We start from the raw sequence: 19,458 nt of genomic DNA on the forward strand, positions 1-19,458 counted from the left end.
TTGTTGTATCACCTCGTTGTTGTTCCGAAGTCTATGAACCTGTAACCTATAAGTCAAATTCATGACTATTATATAGTTAATAAACAGGATTTATTCGAATGCGCCATTTGAATGACGTTGATCTGAACTTGCTCAGGGTGTTCCAAGCCATCATGGAGGAACGCAGTCTGACCCTCGCGGCGGGTCGCCTGGCGATTACCCAACCGGCTGTCAGTTATGCCTTGGGGCGTCTTCGCAAGCTGTTTGATGACGCGCTGTTCGTGCGCACGCCGGAGGGCATGATGCCGACCCAGACCGCCGAGCGCATTGCCCTGCCGATCGGGCGGGCACTGACGGCCGTACGCGACGCCCTGAACGAAACCGAACCTTTCGAGCCTGGCACCAGCGACCGAGAGTTTCGTTTGTGTATGTCGGACATTGGCGAACAGGTTTTCCTGCCGGCACTGTGCGAACGGCTTCAGACCCTCGCGCCGCAGATCAAGCTGTCATCCGAGCTGGTACCTGTCGCCATGGTGGTCGAACGCATGCGCATGGGGCAGCTGGACTTTGCCATCGGCAACCTGCCCACGCTGAAGACGACTACCCGCTACACATCCCTGTTTCATGAGCAGTACGCCTGCATGACGCGCAAACGCGAGGGGCTTCCAGCAGGGAATATCAGCGTGGAGCAGTTCCTTGCCCTCTCCCACGTCAGTATCACGTCCACCGACAGCAGCCACGTGGCCATCGAGGAAAACCTGGCTGCGCGCGGCCTGAACCGCCACATCGCGTTGAGGGTTCCGCATTTCACCGTGGTGCCGCAGATCCTCAGGCATACCGGCTGGATGGTCACCCTCCCCGAGGGCGTGGCCCGTGCGCTCAACCATTCCGAAGACTTCGTCATCTACCCCTTGCCGGTGGAGATGCCGGGGGTCGAATCCACGGTTCACTGGCATGCTGCCTACGATGCCGATGCCGGCAATCGGTGGTTCAGGACATTTCTATTCGAGACCTTGCGCAGGTAGGGTGAGGTTCACCTGCGCGGCGGGGTCCACTGGGTCAGGAGACTTTGATGACGACTTTGCCGAAGGCGCCCCTCGCCAGGTGTTCGAACGCGTGGTGCACCTCGTTGAAGGAATAGACCCGATCGATCACTGGCCGAATCGCGTGTTCGTTGAGGAATGCGTTCATGCGGTCGAACGACGAGCGCGGCGCCACGGCGATGCCACGAATCGTGGTCTGGCGAAAGATGAGCGGCATGAGCGCCAAGGAGGTGGATTGCCCCGTCAGAAAACCAATCTGGGCGATTTTGCCGGCGGCCTTGGTTGCCAGAATGGACTGGTTCAGGCCCTCCCCACCTGCCACATCCAGAAGCAAGTCGACGCCTTTGCCGGCGGTGAGTTTCAGGGCTTCCTCCTCCCAGCGCGGGTTGGTCCGATAGTTGATGCCAGCCACCGCGCCGAGCTTTTTCACCGCCTCCAGGTTCGCATCGCTGCTGGAGGTGACGATCACCTTGGCCCCCAGTGCAGTGGCCAACTGAACGGCAAAAATCGATACCCCGCCGGTGCCCTGCACCAGCACCGTCTGGCCGGGCTGGACCTGGCCATAGTCGACCAACGAATACCATGCGGTCAGTGCCGCAATCGGCAGCGTCGACGCTTCTTCGTCGGACAGGTTGTCCGGCGCCCGTACCGCGCTTTGCTCATCAATGATCATGAATTCGGCCAGGCCACCTGGCAGCGGCATGCCGAAGCAGTAGGCCGGTTCGTCAGGCCCTGGCTCGCCGTCGATCCAGCGCGAGTAAAGATGCGAATTGACACGGTCGCCCACCTTGAACCTGCTGACGCCCTCCCCCACGGCAACCACTGTGCCCGACGCATCGCTGACCGGTATCAATGGCTTGGGTACCAGGTGAGGTTCGTAAAAGCCATCGACGATGGCCTTATCACGATAGTTGAGCGAAACAGCGCCGATCTTGACCAGCAACTCGCCTGCCTTGGGGGTGGGTGTGTCGACTTCGCCGAGTGCCAGATTATCCAGCCCGAAATCGTTCAAAAGCCATGCTTTCATGTGCCTGTCTCCAGTTGGTGTGTGCCACTGACGGCATCTTCCCAACGAAGTGAGGCTCGATAAATGCCACGCCAGGCAAAGGATTGTTATTTCCAGAGGCAACAATCACACTTTGCACATCATCCAAACCGGCAACAGACAATCGACCTGAGAAGACGCGATGGAACTGCTCCAGTCCATGCAAGTGTTCACCCGGCTAGCCGAACTCGGCAGTTTTACCCGCGCAGCGGACGCCATGCAGATTGGCCGTCCGCAAGTCACCCGGGCAATCCAGGCATTGGAAACCTCGCTGGGGGTGAGGCTGTTCCAACGCACCACCCGTGCAGTCAGGCTCACCCCCGAGGGAGAAAAGTATTACGCGCGCGCTACGCAGATTCTTGCAGACGTGGCGGCTGCTTCGACGATGTTCTCATCGCCAGGTTCGACCTTGCGCGGTCGATTGCGGGTTGATATCCCCACCGCGTTTTCGCAGCCTGCGCTGATAGAGCGATTGAAAGCCTTTTCAGATTTGCATCCTGCCATCGAGTTGGCGCTTGGGGTCACGGACAGGACCGTCGACCTGGTCGCAGAAGGCGTAGACTGCGTGCTTCGAATCGGGCCATTGCCCAGCTCCAGCCTGGTGGCCGCCCGTATCGGCATGGCTACCATGGTGACGTGCGCAGCGCCGCGCTACCTGCGCGAACATGGCGAGCCGAAAAGCCTGGAGGAGCTGAGCGCGCACCTCGGTGTGACCTTTATTTCCGGTCAGAACCAACGCCCACTGCCATGGCACTTCATGGATGGCGGTCAGGAGCATTCCTACATCAGCCGTCAGGGCGTCACGGTCAACGAATCCAATGCCTATGTTCAATGTGGCGTAGCGGGCTTCGGCTTGCTTCAGGCCCCTGGCATCGTGCTGGACCGTTTTCTGGCAGACGGCACGCTGACGGAGGTGTTGCAAGCCTATCGGCCGCCGCCCAGACCCGTATCAGTGCTGTACCCCAGCCGATCGCACCTGGCGCCGCAGGTCGAGGCGTTTGTTTGCTGGGTACGTGAACAATTGCCCAGACTGTATGGGCAGTGGCTCGAGCTTTAGCCAGCTCAACGAGATGCACCAACACGTTGTATAACTGCTGCGGTTCGCTTCGACTCCACGGTATTCTTGCTGCATGCCAGGAATGGCTATGTGCCATGGCCTTCCGCCATTGAGCGCCAACGTCGAAATCCGGACTTCTCTCAGGTACTAACGTGAAGCGTGACATTCACCTCGTTGTCCTTTTGCTAACGGTCATTGGTTGCTCGCTCGCTTCGTTGACGCTATGGAAGGTCATGGCTTCTCGTGAACAGGCACTGGAAGACATCAACACCCATGGCCTGAACCTCACCCAGGCGCTTTCCACCTATTCCGAAGGCATCGTGCGGCAAAGTTCGATGATCCTGCTCGGCCTGGTGGAACGCCTGGAGACCGAAGGCAGCGGGCCGGCACAGATCGAACGGCTGAGCCAGCTGATCAACCGGCAACAATCGCTGATGCCACAGATGAGCGGTATCACCATCTACGGGCAGGACGGGCGCTGGCTGATGTCGTCCAATCGCCCGATCCCGGTCGGTGCCAACAGCAGTGACCGGGCCTACTTCATCCATCACCGCGACGACCCTTCGCGCGAGTCGTTCATCGGTCCGCCCATCCGCAGCCGCGCCAACCAGGAATGGGTCATTACCATCAGTCGTCGCTTCAATGATGCCAACGGCGATTTCGCCGGCGTGGTGGCAGTCACGCTGGGGATCGAGAACTTTCTGCACCTGTTCGGCCAGATCGACGTCGGCCGGGATGGCGCCATCGGGCTGACCTATACCGACGGCACATTGCTGGTGCGCTACCCGTTTCGCGAGCAGGACATGGGGCGCAACTTCTCCCAATCGCCGATCTACACCAAGTACCTGGTCGACAAAACGGTCGGTACCGCCTCGTTCACCTCCAGCCTGGACGGTGTCGAGCGCCTGTATGCGTTTCGCAGGAGCGACCAGCTGCCGCTAGTGACAACCGTCGCCCTGGGGCAGCATGAAGCCCTGGCAGCCTGGCGGATGGAGGCACAACTGTCGGTGCTGGTGGTGTGCGCGCTGCTGGGCCTGACCGGCACCATCGGCTGGCTGCTGATCCGCGCCATGCGCCGACGCAACCTGGCCGAGGATGACCTGCGGGTGGCCCAGCAACAGCTGCTCGACAGCAACCAGCAGCTTGAACGCCTGGCCATGCACGACCCCTTGACCGGGCTGGCCAACCGCCGCAGTTTCGACCAGGCCCTGGCCCAGGAGGCAGGCAGGGCCCAGCGCAGCGCTGGCTCGCTGAGCCTGCTGATGATCGATATCGACCACTTCAAACGCTACAACGACACCTACGGCCACCCGGCGGGTGATGCCTGCCTGCAACAGGTGGCCAAACGGCTGGCAGCCTGCATGCGTCGCCCGCCCGATCTGCTGGCCCGTTATGGCGGCGAGGAACTCGCGGCGATCTTGCCGGGCACCGACAGCGCTGGCGCGGCCGTTGTTGCCCAGGCAATGCTCGAATGCCTGAGCAATGAGCCTATCGCTCACCAGCAAAGCCCGTTTGCCCGGGTCACCGTAAGCATTGGCATCGCCTGCACCCAGGGTGGTGAACTGCACAGCTACCACGACCTGCTCGTGCGCGCCGACCAGGCGCTGTACCAGGCCAAAGGTGCAGGCCGCAATGGTGTGCACATCGGCTGAAACCGGCAGCCAAGGTCAACGGCTCGCCGGTCGCCGGGAGAACACGCTTGGCTCGGCTGCGGGTTTCACAGGCGCAACAGGTGCACCGCCAGGCCTGCCAGTGCGCAGGCGAACAGCACCTGGATCACACCGCGCCCGAACCTGAACAAAGCAATCGCAGCGCTGAGCGCAATCACTGCGGATGGCCAGTCGAACGCCCCATTGAAGCCCGTTGGCCAAAGCACGTGGTAGCCGAAGAACAGGGCGAGGTTGAGGATCACCCCCACTACGGCCGCCGTGATGCCTGTCAGCGGTGCAGTGAACTTCATCTCGTTGTGGGTCGATTCCACCACCGGGCCTCCGGCAAGGATGAAGATGAACGACGGCAGGAAGGTGAACCAGGTGACGAGGCTCGCCGCGACTGCACCGGCAAGGAACGGGTGCTGCGCACCGAACATCGGATGCACGTACCCACCGATGAAGCCGACGAAGGCGACCACCATGATCAGTGGCCCTGGCGTCGTTTCGCCCAAAGCGAGGCCATCGATCATCTGGGTGGGGGTCAACCAGCCGTAATGCCCCACCGCTCCCTGATAAACATAGGGCAGCACCGCGTAGGCGCCGCCAAAGGTCAGCAGTGCGGCCTTGGTGAAGAACCAGCCCATCTGCGTCAGGGTGCCGTCCCAGCCAAACGACAGCGTCAGCAACCCCATGGGCAACACCCACAGCCCTGCGCCGACCAGCAGCAGGCGTACCAAATGAGCCCATCTGAAACGTGCATGTTCCGGCGTTGGGGTGTCGTCATCGATCAGCGCCGGGCCATAACTGTCTTTTGCCGCACCATGACCGCCACCGGTCACGAATTTGCCTGGGGCGAAGCGACCACCCACATAGCCGATGATGCCGGCCACCAGCACGATCAGCGGGAACGGCACGTTGAGCGCGAAGATCGCCACGAACGAGGCGCCGGCCATGGCCCACAGCCAGCCATTCTTCAGGGCTCGTGAACCAATCCGGTGGGCGGCATGGACGACAATCGCGGTGACCGCGGGTTTGATGCCATAGAAGATCCCTGCAACGACCGGCACCTCGCCGAAGGCAACGTAGACCCAGGACAGGCCGATCAGGATGAACAGCGAAGGCAGCACGAACAATGCGCCGGCAATCACCCCGCCCCAGCTGCGGTGCATGAGCCAACCGATATAGGTGGCGAGCTGCTGGGCCTCGGGGCCAGGCAACAACATGCAGTAGTTCAGCGCGTGCAGAAAACGCTTCTCGCTGATCCAGCGCCTGCGTTCGACCAGCTCCTGGTGCATGATCGAGATCTGCCCGGCAGGCCCGCCAAAGCTGATGAAGCCTAACTTGAGCCAGAACAGGAAGGCTTCATACAGGCCGATCGGCTGCCGGGTCGCTTGCGATGGCGGCTGCTCGCTTACTGCTGAGGGGGTGTCAACCATTTTGCGATTCCTCACTTGCAAAAGCCGCCAGCAGGCCATCGAAGATGCCCCCGGCGACCACGGTCAGTTGATCGTCATCGTCAATGCTCGCTCTCAAGCCTGCGAGGACACGCTCGATACCGGCGGCCTCGGCAGGTTGATTGCCGCCTGCATCCAGGTAATGAATGACGCCGGCCAGGCGTGCCAGGCCTGGCTGCTGCACGGCAAAGCTCTCGATGAGGGTTTCGAAGGAAACCCGCTGGCCCACGTGGCTGAACCTGGCCCCATCAAAATCGAAGCCCAGTGCATCGCTTGGGCAGTCGCCGGGATGGTTCAACCAGATGAATTGGGCGTCAGCGTCGATGAAGCGACGGATCAGCCAGGCACAGGCCAACCGATCCACCCAGGGGCGTTTTCGGGTTGCCCATCGTCGTCCCTGGTAGTCGGTGCGGCTGAGTCGAGTGATGGCTTCGTCGTGCGCACGCGGCTCATCGGCGGACAGCGCCCGGCTGATAGCGGTCTCAAGGTCTTGCAGGGCCGCGTCGGCATGAGCCTTGAGCAGGCCCGGGAAGAAATCGATTGCTGCCAACTGGCCAAAGGCCTTTCTGAGCTTGCGTGCCTGCCGTGCAACGTGAAGCGCATTATCCGGCGTCAGCTCAGCCCGGCTGCCGGCAACGTCTTCCATCAGCCTGGTGTACTCATCGCTCCTGTCGAACAGCCCGCTGAAGCGTTCCTCAGGTTCAGACAGCGAGAACAGAAACGCTGTGCCGTTGCTGGCCAGTACATCACGCTCCACGGCTTCGAAGGTTTCTCGGCCCACGTGAGTTTCTGGCAGCAGGTATACGCCATCGCGCAGCACTGCTGCGCCAGAGGCTTTAAGGGTTCTCCAGGCACGCATTCGCTCGGTGGCGTTGGCCGTCGGCAACCCAAGGATCAATAGCGACCACTGGAGCATGTAGAGTATTCAACAAAAAATGTACTTACTTCTACATTAATACAGGTTTATCCAAAAGCAACGTTTATTCTTGGAGCGTGCTGAAAACAGGGACGCTACTTCTGATTTGTCCGCAGACCGGGCGTGGGATGCCGGCTACCGGGGGCGTCAGATCGGTGAGAACATTGCCGCCGGCCAAGGGTCCCCGAGCAGGCGATGGCCGGCTGGCTGGCCAGCCCTGGGCATTGTGCCAACCTGAAGAACCTGATGTTCACCCAGGTTGGCGCGGCCTTTGTCGCGAATGCGAGCAGTGATGAGGGGGTGTACTGGACGATGCTGTTCGGCGCGCCTTGAACGGGGCGCCAACCTCGGCGCCGATCAGTCGTCGTCGCGCCAGTCGCGGTGATGTTTGCGCCAGCCATAGTGATGACCGCGGTCATGATGGTGACGGCGCCAGCCACGGTCGTCGTCATCATCGTCATAGTCGCGACCACCGCCGCGATGACCACTTTCATCGTCGTATTCGCGGCCCATGTGGTTACCCAGGGCACCGCCCAGGCCGCCACCGGCTGCTGCACCGATCATGCTGCCTGTAGTGCCACCCATCTGCCGACCCACCACGTTGCCGCCGGCGGCGCCCAGTGCGCCGCCAATGGCCGCTTCGCCACGGCTGTGCTTGTTGGCCCCCACCGCACCGCCGGCCGCGCCACCCAAGCCTGCGCCGATTGCCGAGCCGGTGCTGCCGCCGATCGACTGACCGACCACCGAGCCCAGTACCCCGCCCAGCGCGCCGCCTATGCCTGCTTCGGTATTGCCGCCTGCCGAAGCGACGCCGCTCAACAGGCCAAGTGACAACAAGAGAATCGAGGAGTACTTCATGGATGAGAGCCTCAAGGGAATGCCGAGGCGATCCTGAGGCTCTGCACGGAGGCTTTCAACGGAAATCCGACCAGTAACACGGCTTGCAAAAATTCTCTAAGTTACTGTTTTTCGGGTGAAACTTTGCGACATTTTGACGGTCTTTGGCTACTTGGCACTCAGCAGTTCAAAGCCCGCCAGCGCCTGACGCAGCTGCTGCTCGTCGACAAAGCGCACGGCTTGCATCCCCTGCGCTTTCGCCGCATCCACGTTCTTCTGCACGTCGTCGATAAACAGCGTGCGCGACGGATCGAGTTCATACCGGCGAAGCAGCAACTGGAAAATCTCCGGTTCGGGCTTCATCAGGTTTTCCCTGCCCGACACCAGCACCCCTTCGAATTTCTCGAGAAACGCGAAACGCTGCTCGGCATGCGGAAAGGTCTCTGCCGACCAGTTGGTCAAGGCAAGCAGCCTTACACCGGCAGCGTGCAGTTCGTCCAGCACCTGGACCGTGCCGTCCATGGAACCGGCCAGCATTTCCTCCCAACGCTCGCGATACGCCCTGATGTGCGCCTCGTGCGCCGGGTGCTCGGCAATGGTCTCCTCGATCGCGGCCGCCCATGACCGGCCGCGGTCCTGGCGCTCGTTCCAGGCCGTGTTGCAGACGTTGGCCAGAAACGCCTCCATCGCCGCTTCGTCATCCACGAAGATCTTGCGAAACAGATACCGTGGGTTCCAGTCGACCAGCACGCCGCCCAGATCGAATACCACCGTATCGATGCCGTTGACAGTTTCATGCATCCATCGATTCCTCCCTGGCTGGGCCTGAAGGGGCTTCAGGCAAAATGCCGCAGTGCGCTGTCATCCCATTCGTGGCCTGCATGCGACCAGCCATTGTCCATCGGCAACGGGAACCCGGTACGGCAATGCCCCTGCTTGGCTTCGAAGTCGAAGACTGCGTGGGGGTAGTCGTTGATCAGCAGCAGCGCCTTGCGGTGGTCTTCTGACCAGGCAATCTTGACCTCCGAGGGCTTGTCACGATCCGAGACGCTTTCCACGTCGTAGATGTGCAGCGCATTCTGGATCGGGTTGCCGGCACCTGAGGTATCCAAGGCGTAGAAATAACCGGTGTCCTCATCGTCCTCGAACACCACGACGAAGGGCCCTTCCGCGGCCGGCGCCTCGACTACCAGGCCGTCCCCTACGAGCAATTCGTTCTGCGCAGCAAGATAGGCAGGCATGTTGGCGATCCTTTCCTTTGAGAGAAGACCTGATCATGCCCAGCAACGGATACCCGCTGCAAGCAAAACCGGGCTGCACTGGTTTGGGGTCATCCAGGCACCTTCCTTTCACCCTCCCAACCACCTCCCAAGGCCGCCATCAGCCCGATCCGCGCCTCCAGCTGGCGGGTCTGCAGATCCTGAAGCTTCTGCTTCTCCTGCAACGCATCGAGCTGAGCGGTCAGCACATCCAGCAGGCTGACCGCGCCCTGCCGATAACTGTCCATGGCAATCTGCTCGGCGCTGCCTGACGCCTGCGCCGCTTGCCGCACATCATCCGCTTCCCGGGCAAGGTCGTGCACCTGCGCCAGGTTGTCTTCGACCTCGCGCACGGCCAGCAGCACCTTGCCGTGATAAGCCGCCGCCGCCGCCTCGAACTCGGCCTGGGCCCGGCGCTCCTCGGCCGAACGACGGCCGCCGTCGAACAGCGGCAGCTGCAGCACCGGGCCGATGGCCCAGTAGCGATTGGCTGCCGCCAGCAGGTTGCCGCTACCCTGCGTCTGCCCACCCACCAGCCCCACCAGGCTGAAGTCCGGGTACCAAGCGGCACGGGCCACGCCGATCGTGGCGTTGGCGGCAAATACGCGACGCTCGGCGGCGGCCACATCCGGCCTGCGCAATAGCAACGAGCCGGGCAACTGCGCGGGTACTTGCGGTACGTTGAGCGGTGCAGCGTCCGCTGCCAGCGCGAACTCGCCCGGCAAGGCGCCGACCAGCTCGGCAATGGCATGTTGCGCCAGGGTGCGCTGGGCGACCACGTCATCCACGGCAGCCTTGGCCTCGGACAGCCTGGCGGCCGCCCGATCGAGGTCAAGCTCCGAGGCGATATTGCCGTTGAAGCGCTGCTGAATCAGCGCCTGCAACCGGGCACGGTCGGCCACGGCGCGGTCGAGCAACTGGCGTTGCGCGTCCAGGCCTCGCGCACGAACGTAGAGCACCGCCAGTTGCCGCTGCAGGCTCAGGCGCGCATCGGCCAGGTCGTCCGCCGAGGCCTGCGCTGAAGCATCCCCCGCTGCCACCTGGTTGCGCAGCCGGCCCCACAGGTCTAAATCAAGATTCAGGCTCAGGCCGACGGTGTCGCTGTCGTAAATCGAGGGCTGGGTAGCACCGCGCAGCGGCCGGCGATCCGACTGGCGCTGGCGTACCGGTGTAGCACTTGCGCGGGCTTCGGGCCACAGCCCGCCATGCAGGCCCTGGGCGTAGGCTGCGGCGGCATCGTAGTGCGCCACCGCCGCGGCCAGGTTCGGGTTGGATGCCTCAAGCTGTGCCTGCAGCGCGTCGAGACGTTGGTCATCGAACAGCTTCCACCATTGCTCGGGCAACTGCCCTTGCTCACCCACCCTCTGCCAGGCACATGAGCGCTCGCCGTAATGCGCCGGTAACTGCACCACAGGCGCCTGGTAATGGGGTGCCAGCGAGCAGCCTTGCAGGGCCAGGCACAGCAACAACCCGCCACGCTCAAACCGAAGGCGCATGCCCACCTCCCGGTGTTACGCTGCGCACCGCATCATTGTCACGCAGGGCATCGGGCGGGTTGTCCACCACCAGGTCCTTCAGGCCCAGGCCGCCATCGACGATCAGCGTGCTGCCCAGGTCCTGGGCAATGTGAATGCTGCGCAGGTGCGCGTGGCTTTGCCCATCGAGCACCGCCACCTGCGGCCCCTGGGCCCTGAAGATCAGCGCACTGGCGGGAATGCTCACGGCCTGGGGATTGCTGTGCAGGGTGAGGTGGGCGTTGGCGTAGTCGCCCGGCAGCAACGCCGCGCTGCTGTTATCCACTGCGTACTGCGCGAGCAGCGTGCCCGACCCCTGGTCGACAGCGGTCGAGGTGCCCAGCAACGCGGCCATGAAGTGCTCGCCGGGCCGCTCGGGCACCGACAACTGCACCTGCATGCCGGGCAGAATCTGGCTGGCGTAGTTCTGCGGCACCGGCACGTACAGGCGCAGGCGGCGCGTGTCGGCGATGTCGAACAGCGAGGTGGCACTCTCGCTGTCGGCCTTGATCAACTGGCCGACCTGCGCGTGGCGGGCGGTAATGGTGCCGGAGAACGGTGCCCGGATGACCTTGTACGCCGCCAGGTCCTTCAGCCGCGCATAATCCGCTTCGGCGGCCTGCGCATCGGCGCTGGCGACCGCGGCAGCAGCTACCTTCTCGTCGACTTCCTGGCGCGATACCGAATGGCTGGCCAACAAGTGCTGCCAACGCGCGGCAGTGCTCTGCGCCAGCGCCGCACTGGCCTGATGCTGCGCCAGCCTGGCCTTGGCCTGGGCCAGTTGCTGGTCGAGTTCGGGACTGTCGATTTCAGCGAGCGGCTGGCCGGCCTTGACCGCCGTGCCGATGTCCACCTGCCAATGCTTCAGATAGCCGCTGACCCGGGCGTTGACCCGCGCCATGTTCCAGGCCTGCAGGTGGGCCGGCAGGCTGAGGACCTGGCTGGCGGCATTCATCGAAGGCGTAAAGGTGACCACGGCAGGCGTTGCCCGGCTCTCGGTCCACGCCTGCACCGCAGCGGCCTGGTGCTGCCGGGCATACACCCCCAGTGCAACCACCAGGGCAGCGAGACCCAGGCCGGCGCCCCCCAGGCGTTTCAAGCGCCGGCGATCAGTGATGGAACGGCTAGGCATGCAGGTTTTCTCCAACGACAGCGTGAGGGGTTGAGCGGCGGTGGGCCAGGCTGAACACGACGGGGACAAACAACAGGGTCGCGCAGGTGGCGACCACCAGGCCGCCAATCACCGCCCGGCCCAGTGGTGCGTTCTGCTCTTGGGACAAGGCCAGCGGCAGCATGCCGATGATCATCGCCAGGGCGGTCATCAGCACTGGCCGGAAGCGGGTGAAACCGGCTTCCATGGCAGCCTTCACGGCATCGCCGTGCACCGCCAGGCGCTCGCGGCAGAAGCTCACCACCAGCACCGAGTTGGCCGTGGCGACACCCATGCACAGGATCGCGCCGGTGAGCGCCGGTACCGACAGCGTGGTGCCGGTGACGAACAGCATCCAGACGATCCCGGCCAGCGCGGCGGGTAAGGCGGTAATGATCACCAACGGGTCGATCCAGGACTGGAAGTTGACCACGATCAGCAGGTAGATCAGCACCACGGCCCCCAGCAGGCCCAGGCTCAGGCCGTGGAAGGCCTCATGCAACGCGCTGACCTGGCCGTGCAGGCTCACGGTCGCGCCTTTGGGCCGCAGCTGGGCGGTGTCGTCGATGACGTGCTGGATGTCTGCGGCGATGCCGCCCAGGTCACGGCCCTGGACGTTGGCATACAGGTCCAGGGTCGGGGTGATGTTGTAGTGGCTGACCACGTCGGCGGTGTGGGTCCGCGCCAGGCTGGCGATGCCGCCGAGCACGGCGGTATGCCCATTGCTGCCGGTGATCGGCAGGGCCTCCAGCTGGGCGATGCTGCTCATCTGGTACTGCGGGGTGGCGCCAACCACGGAGTACGACACACCGTTGGCCGGGTTGAGCCAGTAGGTCGGCGCCGTCTGCGAGGTGCCGGCCAGCGAAGCGCCCAGGCTGGCCGTGACATCGCGCTCGGTGATGCCCAGCTCGGCGGCGCGCTTGCGGTCGACGTTGACCTGCAGCGACGGGTAGCTTTCCGACTGCTGCAGACGCAGGTCGGCGATGCCCGCAACGTGCTGCAGGCGGCGCATCACTTCGGCGGCGTAGGCGCGGTTGGCAGCATCGTTGGGGCCCGAAATCTTCACGTCGAGCGGTGCTGGCGAGCCGAAATTGAGGATCTGGCTGCTGATGTCTGCCGGCAGGAAGGCAAAGGTGGTGCCGGGGAAGCTGTCCGGCAGTATCTCGCGCAGGCGCCTCACGTAATCGGCGGTCGGGCCTTGGCCGGCCTTGAGCGCAATCTGGATGTCACCGTCCTGCGGCCCGACCGTGCCGCTGGTGTTGTAGGCCATGTCGATGCCGCTGATGGGCAGGCCGATGTTGTCGATGATCGACGCCACCGCCTCTGCCGGCAGCACTTCGCGGATGCGGCTTTCGATGCGGTCGAAGGCCGCCGCGCTTTCTTCGATGCGCGTACCCAGCGGCAGGCGCACATGCAGTGCCATCGCCCCGGCATCGGTCTCGGGGAAGAAGTCTTCACCTAACGTCGGCAGCAGGGCAAAGCTGGCCAGCACGCAGCCGAGGAAGCCAAGCAGGAAGCGCTTGCGGTTTGCGAGTGCCAGTTCGAGCCACCCTTGGTAGCCGTCACGCAGCCGCGAAAAGCCCACTTCGAAACCGGCTTGCAGGCGCACCAGCGGGTTGGCCGCCTGGTCGCCTTCATGGTGATTGAGATACGCGTCCTCGGGGTGCCGCCCTTCGCCCTGCTCCACCCGGTGCGGCTTCAGCAGGAACATGGCCAGGGTCGGCACCAACGTGCGCGACAGAATAAAAGAGCTCCCCATGGCGAACATCACTGCCAATGCCATGGGCCGGAACAGGTATCCGGCGATGCCCTGGAGCATGAACATCGGAACAAATACAACGCAGATGCACAACAAGGCCACGAAGGCAGGGCCGACGATCTGCCTGGCGCCATCGAGAATGGCCTGGCGCACCGACTTGCCCTGCTCCAGGTGCCAGTTGATGTTTTCGATGGTCACCGTCGCGTCGTCGACCAGGATGCCCACGGCCAGCGCCAGGCCGCCGAGGGTCATCACGTTGAGGGTCTGCCCGCTGAGCGCCAGCAAGGCGATGGCCGACAGCACCGCCAGCGGAATGGACGCGGCGATGATCAGGGTCGAGCGCCAGCTGCCGAGAAACAGCAGGATCATCGCGCTGGTCAGCAAGGCGGCGATGAGGCCTTCGCGGGCCACGCTGCCGACCGCTTGCTTGACCACCGTGGAGGCATCGCCGAGCAGCGAGGTCTTGAGCTCCGGCGGCAGGGTTTCATTGATGCGCGGCAGCATGCCGCGGATGCCGTCGACGATCGACAGGGTCGAGTTGTTGCCGTTCTTCAACGCCGGCATCAGCACCGCACGGCGGCCGTCGACACGCACGATATTGGTCTGTGGCGGCGCCCCGTCACGCACGTGGGCTACCTGGCCGATGGTGATCTGCGCGCCGTCGACGACCTTGACCGGCAACGCGTTGAGCTGGTCGATGGCCGTCGGGCTGTTGTTCAGCAGGACGGTGAATTCGTTGCGGCCGATTTTCGCCGTGCCCACCGGGATGATCTGGTTCTGCGCGGCCAGCGCATTGGCCACGTCCTCGGCGGACAAGCCCTTGGCTGCCAGAGCCTGGGGGTCGAGGTCGAGGGTGATCTGGCGCTGCTTGCCTCCCATCGGGGTCGGCATCGACAGGCCGGGTACCGAAGTCAACGGCAGGCGGATGCTGTTCTGCACCAGGTCGCGAATGCGCGCTTCAGACAGCGTCGGGCTGGAGAAGGCCATCTGCAGGATCGGCACGGTCGAGGCGCTGTAGTTGAGGATCAGCGGCGGCGTGATGCCCGCCGGCATCTGCTTGAGCACGGTCTGCGAAACCGCAGTGACCTGCGCGTTGGCGGTGCGGATGTCGACACTGGGCTGGAAGAAGATCTTGACGATGCCCATGCCCGGCAATGACTGCGATTCGATGTGTTCGATGTCGTTGACCGTGGTGCTCAGTGCCCGCTCATAGGTGTAGATGACCCGCCCCGACATGGCGTCCGGGGCCAGCCCTGCGTATTGCCACACCACGGCAATTACCGGTATGCCGATATCGGGAAACACATCACTGGGCGTGCGCACTGCCGCCAACGGACCGACGATGCAGATCACAATTGCCAACACCAGAAACGTGTAGGGTTTGTGAAGTGCCGTTTTGACCAGACCGAGCATACCCTGCCCCCGAAAGTTGAACGGGGCGCAGTCTTCCACGGACTTTCAGGTGCGTCGGTTAAACCTGCATTAACGTTTTTTAAGCAAAATCCAGGGCCATATTCATTTGCAGCGAAGCGGCTTGGTGACCATCCTGTGCGAATCATTCGCAGCTGCAATCAGAGGTCGTAGATGGGTACAAGATGGCGGGTAGTGATACCTCTACTGGGAGCACTCGGGGTGCTGGGTGGCTGTGCCGGGCCAATGCCCAAGGCCGCTCCAGACGAGGCATGGGTGAGCCTGCGCGAAGAGCCGACGACCACCCTCATGGCCGAGACACTGGATGGCAAGCGGCTGGCTGACGGGCGCTTTTTCGAGGTCCCCAAGGGCCAGCATACGCTGGGCAGCACACTGTATGTCGAGGGTGATGGGGACAGTAACGGCAGTGCCTGCAATGCCAACATTACTTATAAGGACTTCAAAGCCGGCAAACATTACACCTTGGTGGAAAGTAGCCTTGGGCAACAATACATGCTGACACTTTACAGCAGCACCCATCGTCCATTGGCCCAAACTTCGGATATAGACTGCATGGCCGGATAGTTGATCGGCCTCAAACTTTCAGCGCACGGGAATGTTCAATCCAGCACCGGTTTGAGCAACCCCTGCGCCTCATACAACGTCGCCAGGTAGCGCAGGCGCATCTCGTCAATGCTCAACCGCGACGCATGGGTGGTAATCGTCAAGGTCGCCTTCAATTGGCCGCTGCGGTCGAGCAGCGGCACGCCCAGCACACGCATGCCGATTTCATATTCCTGATCGACGATGCTGTAGCCTTGCGCCCTCACCCGCTGCAACTCCGCCTCCAGCAATACCCTGTCGGTCTGCGTGTAAGGCGTCAGCGCCTGCAGCGGGTTGCGCGCGAAATATTCCTCGCGCTGCTGCGCCTCCAACCACGCCAGCCAGACCCTGCCACTTGCCGTGCAATACATCGGCACCCGCGACCCGGGGCGGATCGACAACGAAGCGATGTGGCTGTAGCGGCTGCGCACCAGGTGAATGATCTCGTCGCCATCACGGCTGCCCACCGACACATGTTCCTGGGTCTGCCGCGCCACCTGCTCGACGATCGGCCGCAACATGCGTGGCAACTGCGCCGAGTCGACATAGGCCTGGCCGAGGCGCAGGGCCTTGGGCGTCAGCCAGTAATGGCGGTTGTCGGTCTCGGCAAAGCCTTCGTGCACCAGCGTCAGCAGAAAGCGCCGGGCGGCACTGGGGGTCAAGCCGGACAGCCTGGCCGCCTGAGGCACGCTCAGGCGCGGGTGTTCGGCGCTGAACAGCTGCATGAGCGCCAAGCCTTTTTGCAGGCCGGCGATCAGGTCGCGGAGGTGGATCTCGGTCTGGGACATGAGTTCGGCTCGTGGAAAGTGGCTATTGATGCGATTACCGAAAGATGACTGCGATTATCGCATCTAATGCCCGATAAGCGCATTGTCGATGAAATCGCCTCGCCACAAGCTTGCCTCCACAACAACAGTCATGAAGGAGGTCAGCATGATCCGAGGTTCAACCGAACTGGTCGCCATCGTCGGTTCGCCTATTGCTCAGGTGAAGTCGCCGGAAAACTTCAATACCTGGTTCGCCAACAACGCCCGCGACCTGGCGATGCTTCCCATCGACCTGCAGGAAGCCGCGCTGGATGCCTTCGTCGACACCCTGCGCGGTTGGCGCAATGTACGCGGCTGCGTGGTCACCGTGCCGTACAAGCAAGCCCTGGCCGCGCGACTGGACAGGCTCAGCGCACGCGCCCAGGCACTGGGTTCGGTCAACGTGATCCGCCGCGAAGGTGACGGGCGCCTGGTTGGCGACAACGTCGATGGCGCGGGTTTCCTCGGCGCTGCCCGCCAACAAGGCTTTGTGGCCAACGGCAAGCGTGCGCTGGTGGTGGGCTGTGGCGGGGTCGGCAGTGCCATTGCCTATGCGCTGGGTGAAGCGGGCCTTGGCCAGATCACCCTCAGCGACCCGTGCGCCGAACGCGTCGGAGCGCTGGGAGAAGTGCTCGGCAGTGCCTTCCCGGCACTGGCAATCGCCACCGAATACCACTCGCTGGAGGACTTCAACCTGGTCGTCAACGCCTCGCCCGTCGGCATGGGCAACAGCGGCGATCTGCCGCTGCCGGTGACACTGCTGGAGACCCTGAAAGCCAGCACGCTGGTGGCCGACGTGGTCACTTCGCCAGAAATTACCCCGCTGCTGCACAAGGCGCGTGAACGCGGCTGCCCGATCCAGACCGGCGCCCAGATGGCCTTCGCCCAACTGGGCCACCTTGGCGCCTTCATGGGCGCCACCCCGCTGGAGATCTGAAACCATGAACACTAGCGAACAAGCCGTGTTCGACCTGGTGGTGCTCGGCAGCGGTGCCGGAGGGTTCGCCACGGCCGCCACGGCTGCCCGCCACGGGCTGAAGGTGCTGGTGGTGGAAAAGGCCGAGCACTTCGGCGGCACCTCGGCAATCTCCGGCGGTGCGGTGTGGATCTACGGCAGCGATCAGGCACGGGCCGCCGGGGCCAAGGATTCCCCCGAGGCCCTGCGCACCTACCTGAAGGCCATCATCGGCGCAGGTTACAACCCCGCGCTGGTGGACGCCTTCATCGACCGGGGCCAGCAGGCCCTGCGCTGGCTGGAGCACCACACCGAACTGCGTTACAGCCTGCGCCCGCATTCGCCCGACTACTACCCCGACGCGCCTGGCGCTACCGAGTTCGGCCGCGCCCTGGAAATGGTCGAGTACGACGGACGCCATCTCGGTCCGCGCTTCAAGGACCTGAAAATGCCGCCGCCGGGCATGTTGTTGTTCGGTGGCATGATGGTCAACCGCGTCGACATCCAGCACTTTCTCAACCTGCGCCGCTCGCCCGCCTCGCTGTGGCACTGCCTGAAGCTGATGGCACGCTACGCACGGGATCGCCTGAAGCACCCGCGGGGGACCCGCCTGACCACCGGCAACGCCCTGATCGCCCGCCTGGCCAGCAGTGCCTTCGCCGACGGCACGACACTTTGGCTGCGCAGCGAAGCACAAGCGCTGATCGTCGAACGCGGCGTGGTAACCGGCGTGATCGTGCAGCGCGAGGGCCGACGGATACGGGTGCAGGCCCGCGGTGGGGTGGTCTGTGCCATGGGCGGCTTTGCTGCCGGGCAGCTGGCGGCAGGTTACCGTCCGGATACCTCAGCGCCACACCTGAGCATGTCGCCGCCCACCAACGACGGCGCCGCGCTGCGCCTTGGCGAGGCGGTGTCGGCAGCCCAGGGCGAAGGCCTGGCGGCCAATTTCTTCTGGGCGCCAGTGTCCGAGCTGCAGCATGCCAATGGCCAACACGAGCGCTTTCCGCACTTGGTCACCGACCGTGCCAAGCCTGGGGTGATCGCGGTCGACCCGGCCGGGCGGCGCTTCGTCAACGAAGCCAACTCCTATCACCACTTCGTGCAGACCCTGTTCGCCAACGGCATCGGCCATTGCTGGCTGATCTGCGACGCCGAGGCGATGAACCGTTACGGCCTGGGCCTGGCGCGGCCCAAGCCGGTGGACAATTCGGCACTGATTGCCGCCGGCTACCTGCTGCGCGCCGACAGCGTGCCCGCCCTGGCTGCGGCCATCAGCGTCGATGCGCAAGCGTTGCTGCAGACACTTGAGCACTTCAATGCCGACGCGCGCAACGGCATCGACCGTGCATTCGGCAAAGGCGGCAACAGCTACAACCGCTACATGGGCGACCCTCAGCACCAGCCCAACCCGTGCCTGGCTCCGCTGACCAAGGCGCCGTACTACGCCATCCGCCTCCATACCGGCGACCTCGGCTCGGCGCGCGGCCTGGTGACCGACGCCAATGCCAACGTGCTGAACCGCAGCGGCGCACCGATTGCCGGGCTGTATGCGGTGGGCAACGACATGAATTCAATGATGAACGGCACCTACCCCGGCCCCGGAATCACCCTGGGCCCCGCCCTGACCTTCGGCTGGATCGCTGCCAGCCATATCGTCGAGCGCCTGCAGGCGCCAGCCAGCCACCAGGAGAAACCCGCATGTACTACGAACTGAGAACCTACACCCTCGACCCGCTGAAGATGGCCGACTGGCTGGCGCTGTACCAGAGCCATGCGCTGGCGGTGCAGCGCGAGCACCTGGGCAACCTGGTGGGCTTCTTCACCAGCGAATTCGGCGAGGTCAACCAGGTGGTGCACCTGTGGGCCTATCCCAGCCTCGACGAGCGCATGGCACGCCGTGCCGCAATGGCCGCCGACCCGCGCTGGGCGGAGTTCTCGCGGCGCAATCGGGAGCTGGGCGCGGTGCTGCAGCTGCACTCGCGGCTGCTGCGCCCTACCGGCTTTTCACCGCTGCAATGA

Annotated in this window: 17 protein-coding genes and 1 pseudogene; 8 read left to right on the top strand and 10 right to left on the bottom strand. The window is 63.6% G+C overall.

Features of this window, described 5'->3' with window-relative positions; translation table 11 throughout:
* The first annotated feature begins 98 nt into the window (after positions 1-98).
* Complete coding sequence (locus L6D64_RS20745; protein WP_176509256.1) at positions 99-1,004, top strand: LysR family transcriptional regulator; 906 nt, start codon at positions 99-101, stop codon at positions 1,002-1,004.
* Between the two features lie 34 nt (positions 1,005-1,038).
* Here the strand turns inward: L6D64_RS20745 and L6D64_RS20750 are convergent, their stop codons facing one another.
* A complete protein-coding gene (locus L6D64_RS20750) occupies positions 1,039-2,049 on the bottom strand; it encodes a zinc-dependent alcohol dehydrogenase family protein (protein WP_176509255.1) in 1,011 nt (336 codons plus the stop codon).
* Between the two features lie 160 nt (positions 2,050-2,209).
* On the opposite strand from L6D64_RS20750, the gene L6D64_RS20755 reads away from it, so the two are divergent.
* Entirely contained in the window at positions 2,210-3,124 is a 915-nt protein-coding gene (locus tag L6D64_RS20755) for a LysR family transcriptional regulator (RefSeq protein WP_236192542.1), read from the top strand.
* A gap of 152 nt (positions 3,125-3,276) precedes the next feature.
* Positions 3,277-4,776: a sensor domain-containing diguanylate cyclase gene (locus tag L6D64_RS20760; RefSeq protein WP_176509254.1), complete on the top strand. Its 1,500-nt coding sequence runs from the start codon at positions 3,277-3,279 to the stop codon at positions 4,774-4,776.
* Positions 4,777-4,841: 65 nt separating this feature from the next.
* Here L6D64_RS20760 and chrA read toward each other — a convergent pair whose 3' ends face one another.
* Complete coding sequence (gene chrA / locus L6D64_RS20765; protein WP_176509253.1) at positions 4,842-6,212, bottom strand: chromate efflux transporter; 1,371 nt, start codon at positions 6,210-6,212, stop codon at positions 4,842-4,844.
* Positions 6,205-7,146, bottom strand: coding sequence for a chromate resistance protein ChrB domain-containing protein (locus L6D64_RS20770; RefSeq protein ID WP_176509252.1), 942 nt, complete (start codon positions 7,144-7,146; stop codon positions 6,205-6,207). Before L6D64_RS20770 ends, chrA begins: the two co-directional genes overlap by 8 nt.
* Before the next feature lie 103 nt (positions 7,147-7,249).
* Here L6D64_RS20770 and L6D64_RS20775 point away from each other — a divergent pair.
* A pseudogene (locus tag L6D64_RS20775) lies at positions 7,250-7,479 on the top strand (CAP domain-containing protein); the annotation flags it as partial.
* A 24-nt stretch (positions 7,480-7,503) separates the two neighbouring features.
* On the opposite strand, the gene L6D64_RS20780 reads toward L6D64_RS20775, so the two are convergent.
* The 6 genes from L6D64_RS20780 to L6D64_RS20805 all read right to left on the bottom strand — a co-directional run bounded on the left by L6D64_RS20780 (position 7,504) and on the right by L6D64_RS20805 (position 15,078).
* Positions 7,504-8,004 carry a glycine zipper domain-containing protein gene (locus L6D64_RS20780; protein WP_176509251.1) on the bottom strand — a complete coding sequence of 167 codons (501 nt, stop codon included), beginning with the start codon at positions 8,002-8,004 and terminating at the stop codon, positions 7,504-7,506.
* Between the two features lie 147 nt (positions 8,005-8,151).
* The gene (locus tag L6D64_RS20785; protein WP_176509250.1) at positions 8,152-8,784 is read right to left on the bottom strand and encodes an HAD family hydrolase; all 633 of its coding nucleotides are present in this window, start codon (positions 8,782-8,784) and stop codon (positions 8,152-8,154) included.
* 35 nt (positions 8,785-8,819) lie between these two features.
* On the bottom strand, positions 8,820-9,224 hold the full coding sequence (locus L6D64_RS20790) for a DUF2251 domain-containing protein (protein WP_176509249.1): 405 nt from the start codon (positions 9,222-9,224) through the stop codon (positions 8,820-8,822).
* 89 nt (positions 9,225-9,313) lie between these two features.
* Positions 9,314-10,738 (bottom strand): efflux transporter outer membrane subunit, encoded by a 1,425-nt coding sequence (locus tag L6D64_RS20795; RefSeq protein WP_176509248.1) that lies wholly within the window; start codon positions 10,736-10,738, stop codon positions 9,314-9,316.
* Positions 10,722-11,888, bottom strand: a complete 1,167-nt coding sequence (locus L6D64_RS20800) for an efflux RND transporter periplasmic adaptor subunit (RefSeq protein WP_176509247.1) — start codon at positions 11,886-11,888, stop codon at positions 10,722-10,724. Before L6D64_RS20800 ends, L6D64_RS20795 begins: the two co-directional genes overlap by 17 nt.
* Positions 11,881-15,078, bottom strand: a complete 3,198-nt coding sequence (locus L6D64_RS20805; protein ID WP_176509246.1) for an efflux RND transporter permease subunit — start codon at positions 15,076-15,078, stop codon at positions 11,881-11,883. The genes L6D64_RS20800 and L6D64_RS20805 overlap by 8 nt, the downstream gene beginning before the upstream one ends.
* A gap of 171 nt (positions 15,079-15,249) precedes the next feature.
* Between L6D64_RS20805 and L6D64_RS20810 the strand changes: the two genes are divergently transcribed.
* Entirely contained in the window at positions 15,250-15,660 is a 411-nt protein-coding gene (locus tag L6D64_RS20810; protein ID WP_176509245.1) for a PA0061/PA0062 family lipoprotein, read from the top strand.
* A gap of 35 nt (positions 15,661-15,695) precedes the next feature.
* Here the strand turns inward: L6D64_RS20810 and L6D64_RS20815 are convergent, their stop codons facing one another.
* The gene (locus L6D64_RS20815) at positions 15,696-16,466 is read right to left on the bottom strand and encodes an IclR family transcriptional regulator domain-containing protein (protein ID WP_176509244.1); all 771 of its coding nucleotides are present in this window, start codon (positions 16,464-16,466) and stop codon (positions 15,696-15,698) included.
* 145 nt (positions 16,467-16,611) lie between these two features.
* On the opposite strand from L6D64_RS20815, the gene L6D64_RS20820 reads away from it, so the two are divergent.
* Genes L6D64_RS20820 through L6D64_RS20830 form a run of 3 tightly spaced genes read left to right on the top strand, consistent with a single transcriptional unit; the run spans position 16,612 to position 19,458 of the window.
* Positions 16,612-17,421, top strand: coding sequence for a shikimate dehydrogenase family protein (locus tag L6D64_RS20820; protein WP_176509243.1), 810 nt, complete (start codon positions 16,612-16,614; stop codon positions 17,419-17,421).
* Positions 17,422-17,425: 4 nt separating this feature from the next.
* A complete protein-coding gene (locus tag L6D64_RS20825) occupies positions 17,426-19,153 on the top strand; it encodes an FAD-dependent oxidoreductase (RefSeq protein WP_176509242.1) in 1,728 nt (575 codons plus the stop codon).
* Positions 19,138-19,458: an NIPSNAP family protein gene (locus L6D64_RS20830; RefSeq protein ID WP_176509241.1), complete on the top strand. Its 321-nt coding sequence runs from the start codon at positions 19,138-19,140 to the stop codon at positions 19,456-19,458. The genes L6D64_RS20825 and L6D64_RS20830 overlap by 16 nt, the downstream gene beginning before the upstream one ends.

Source organism: Pseudomonas urethralis (genome assembly GCF_021602465.1).
GTDB lineage: Bacteria > Pseudomonadota > Gammaproteobacteria > Pseudomonadales > Pseudomonadaceae > Aquipseudomonas > Aquipseudomonas vlassakiae.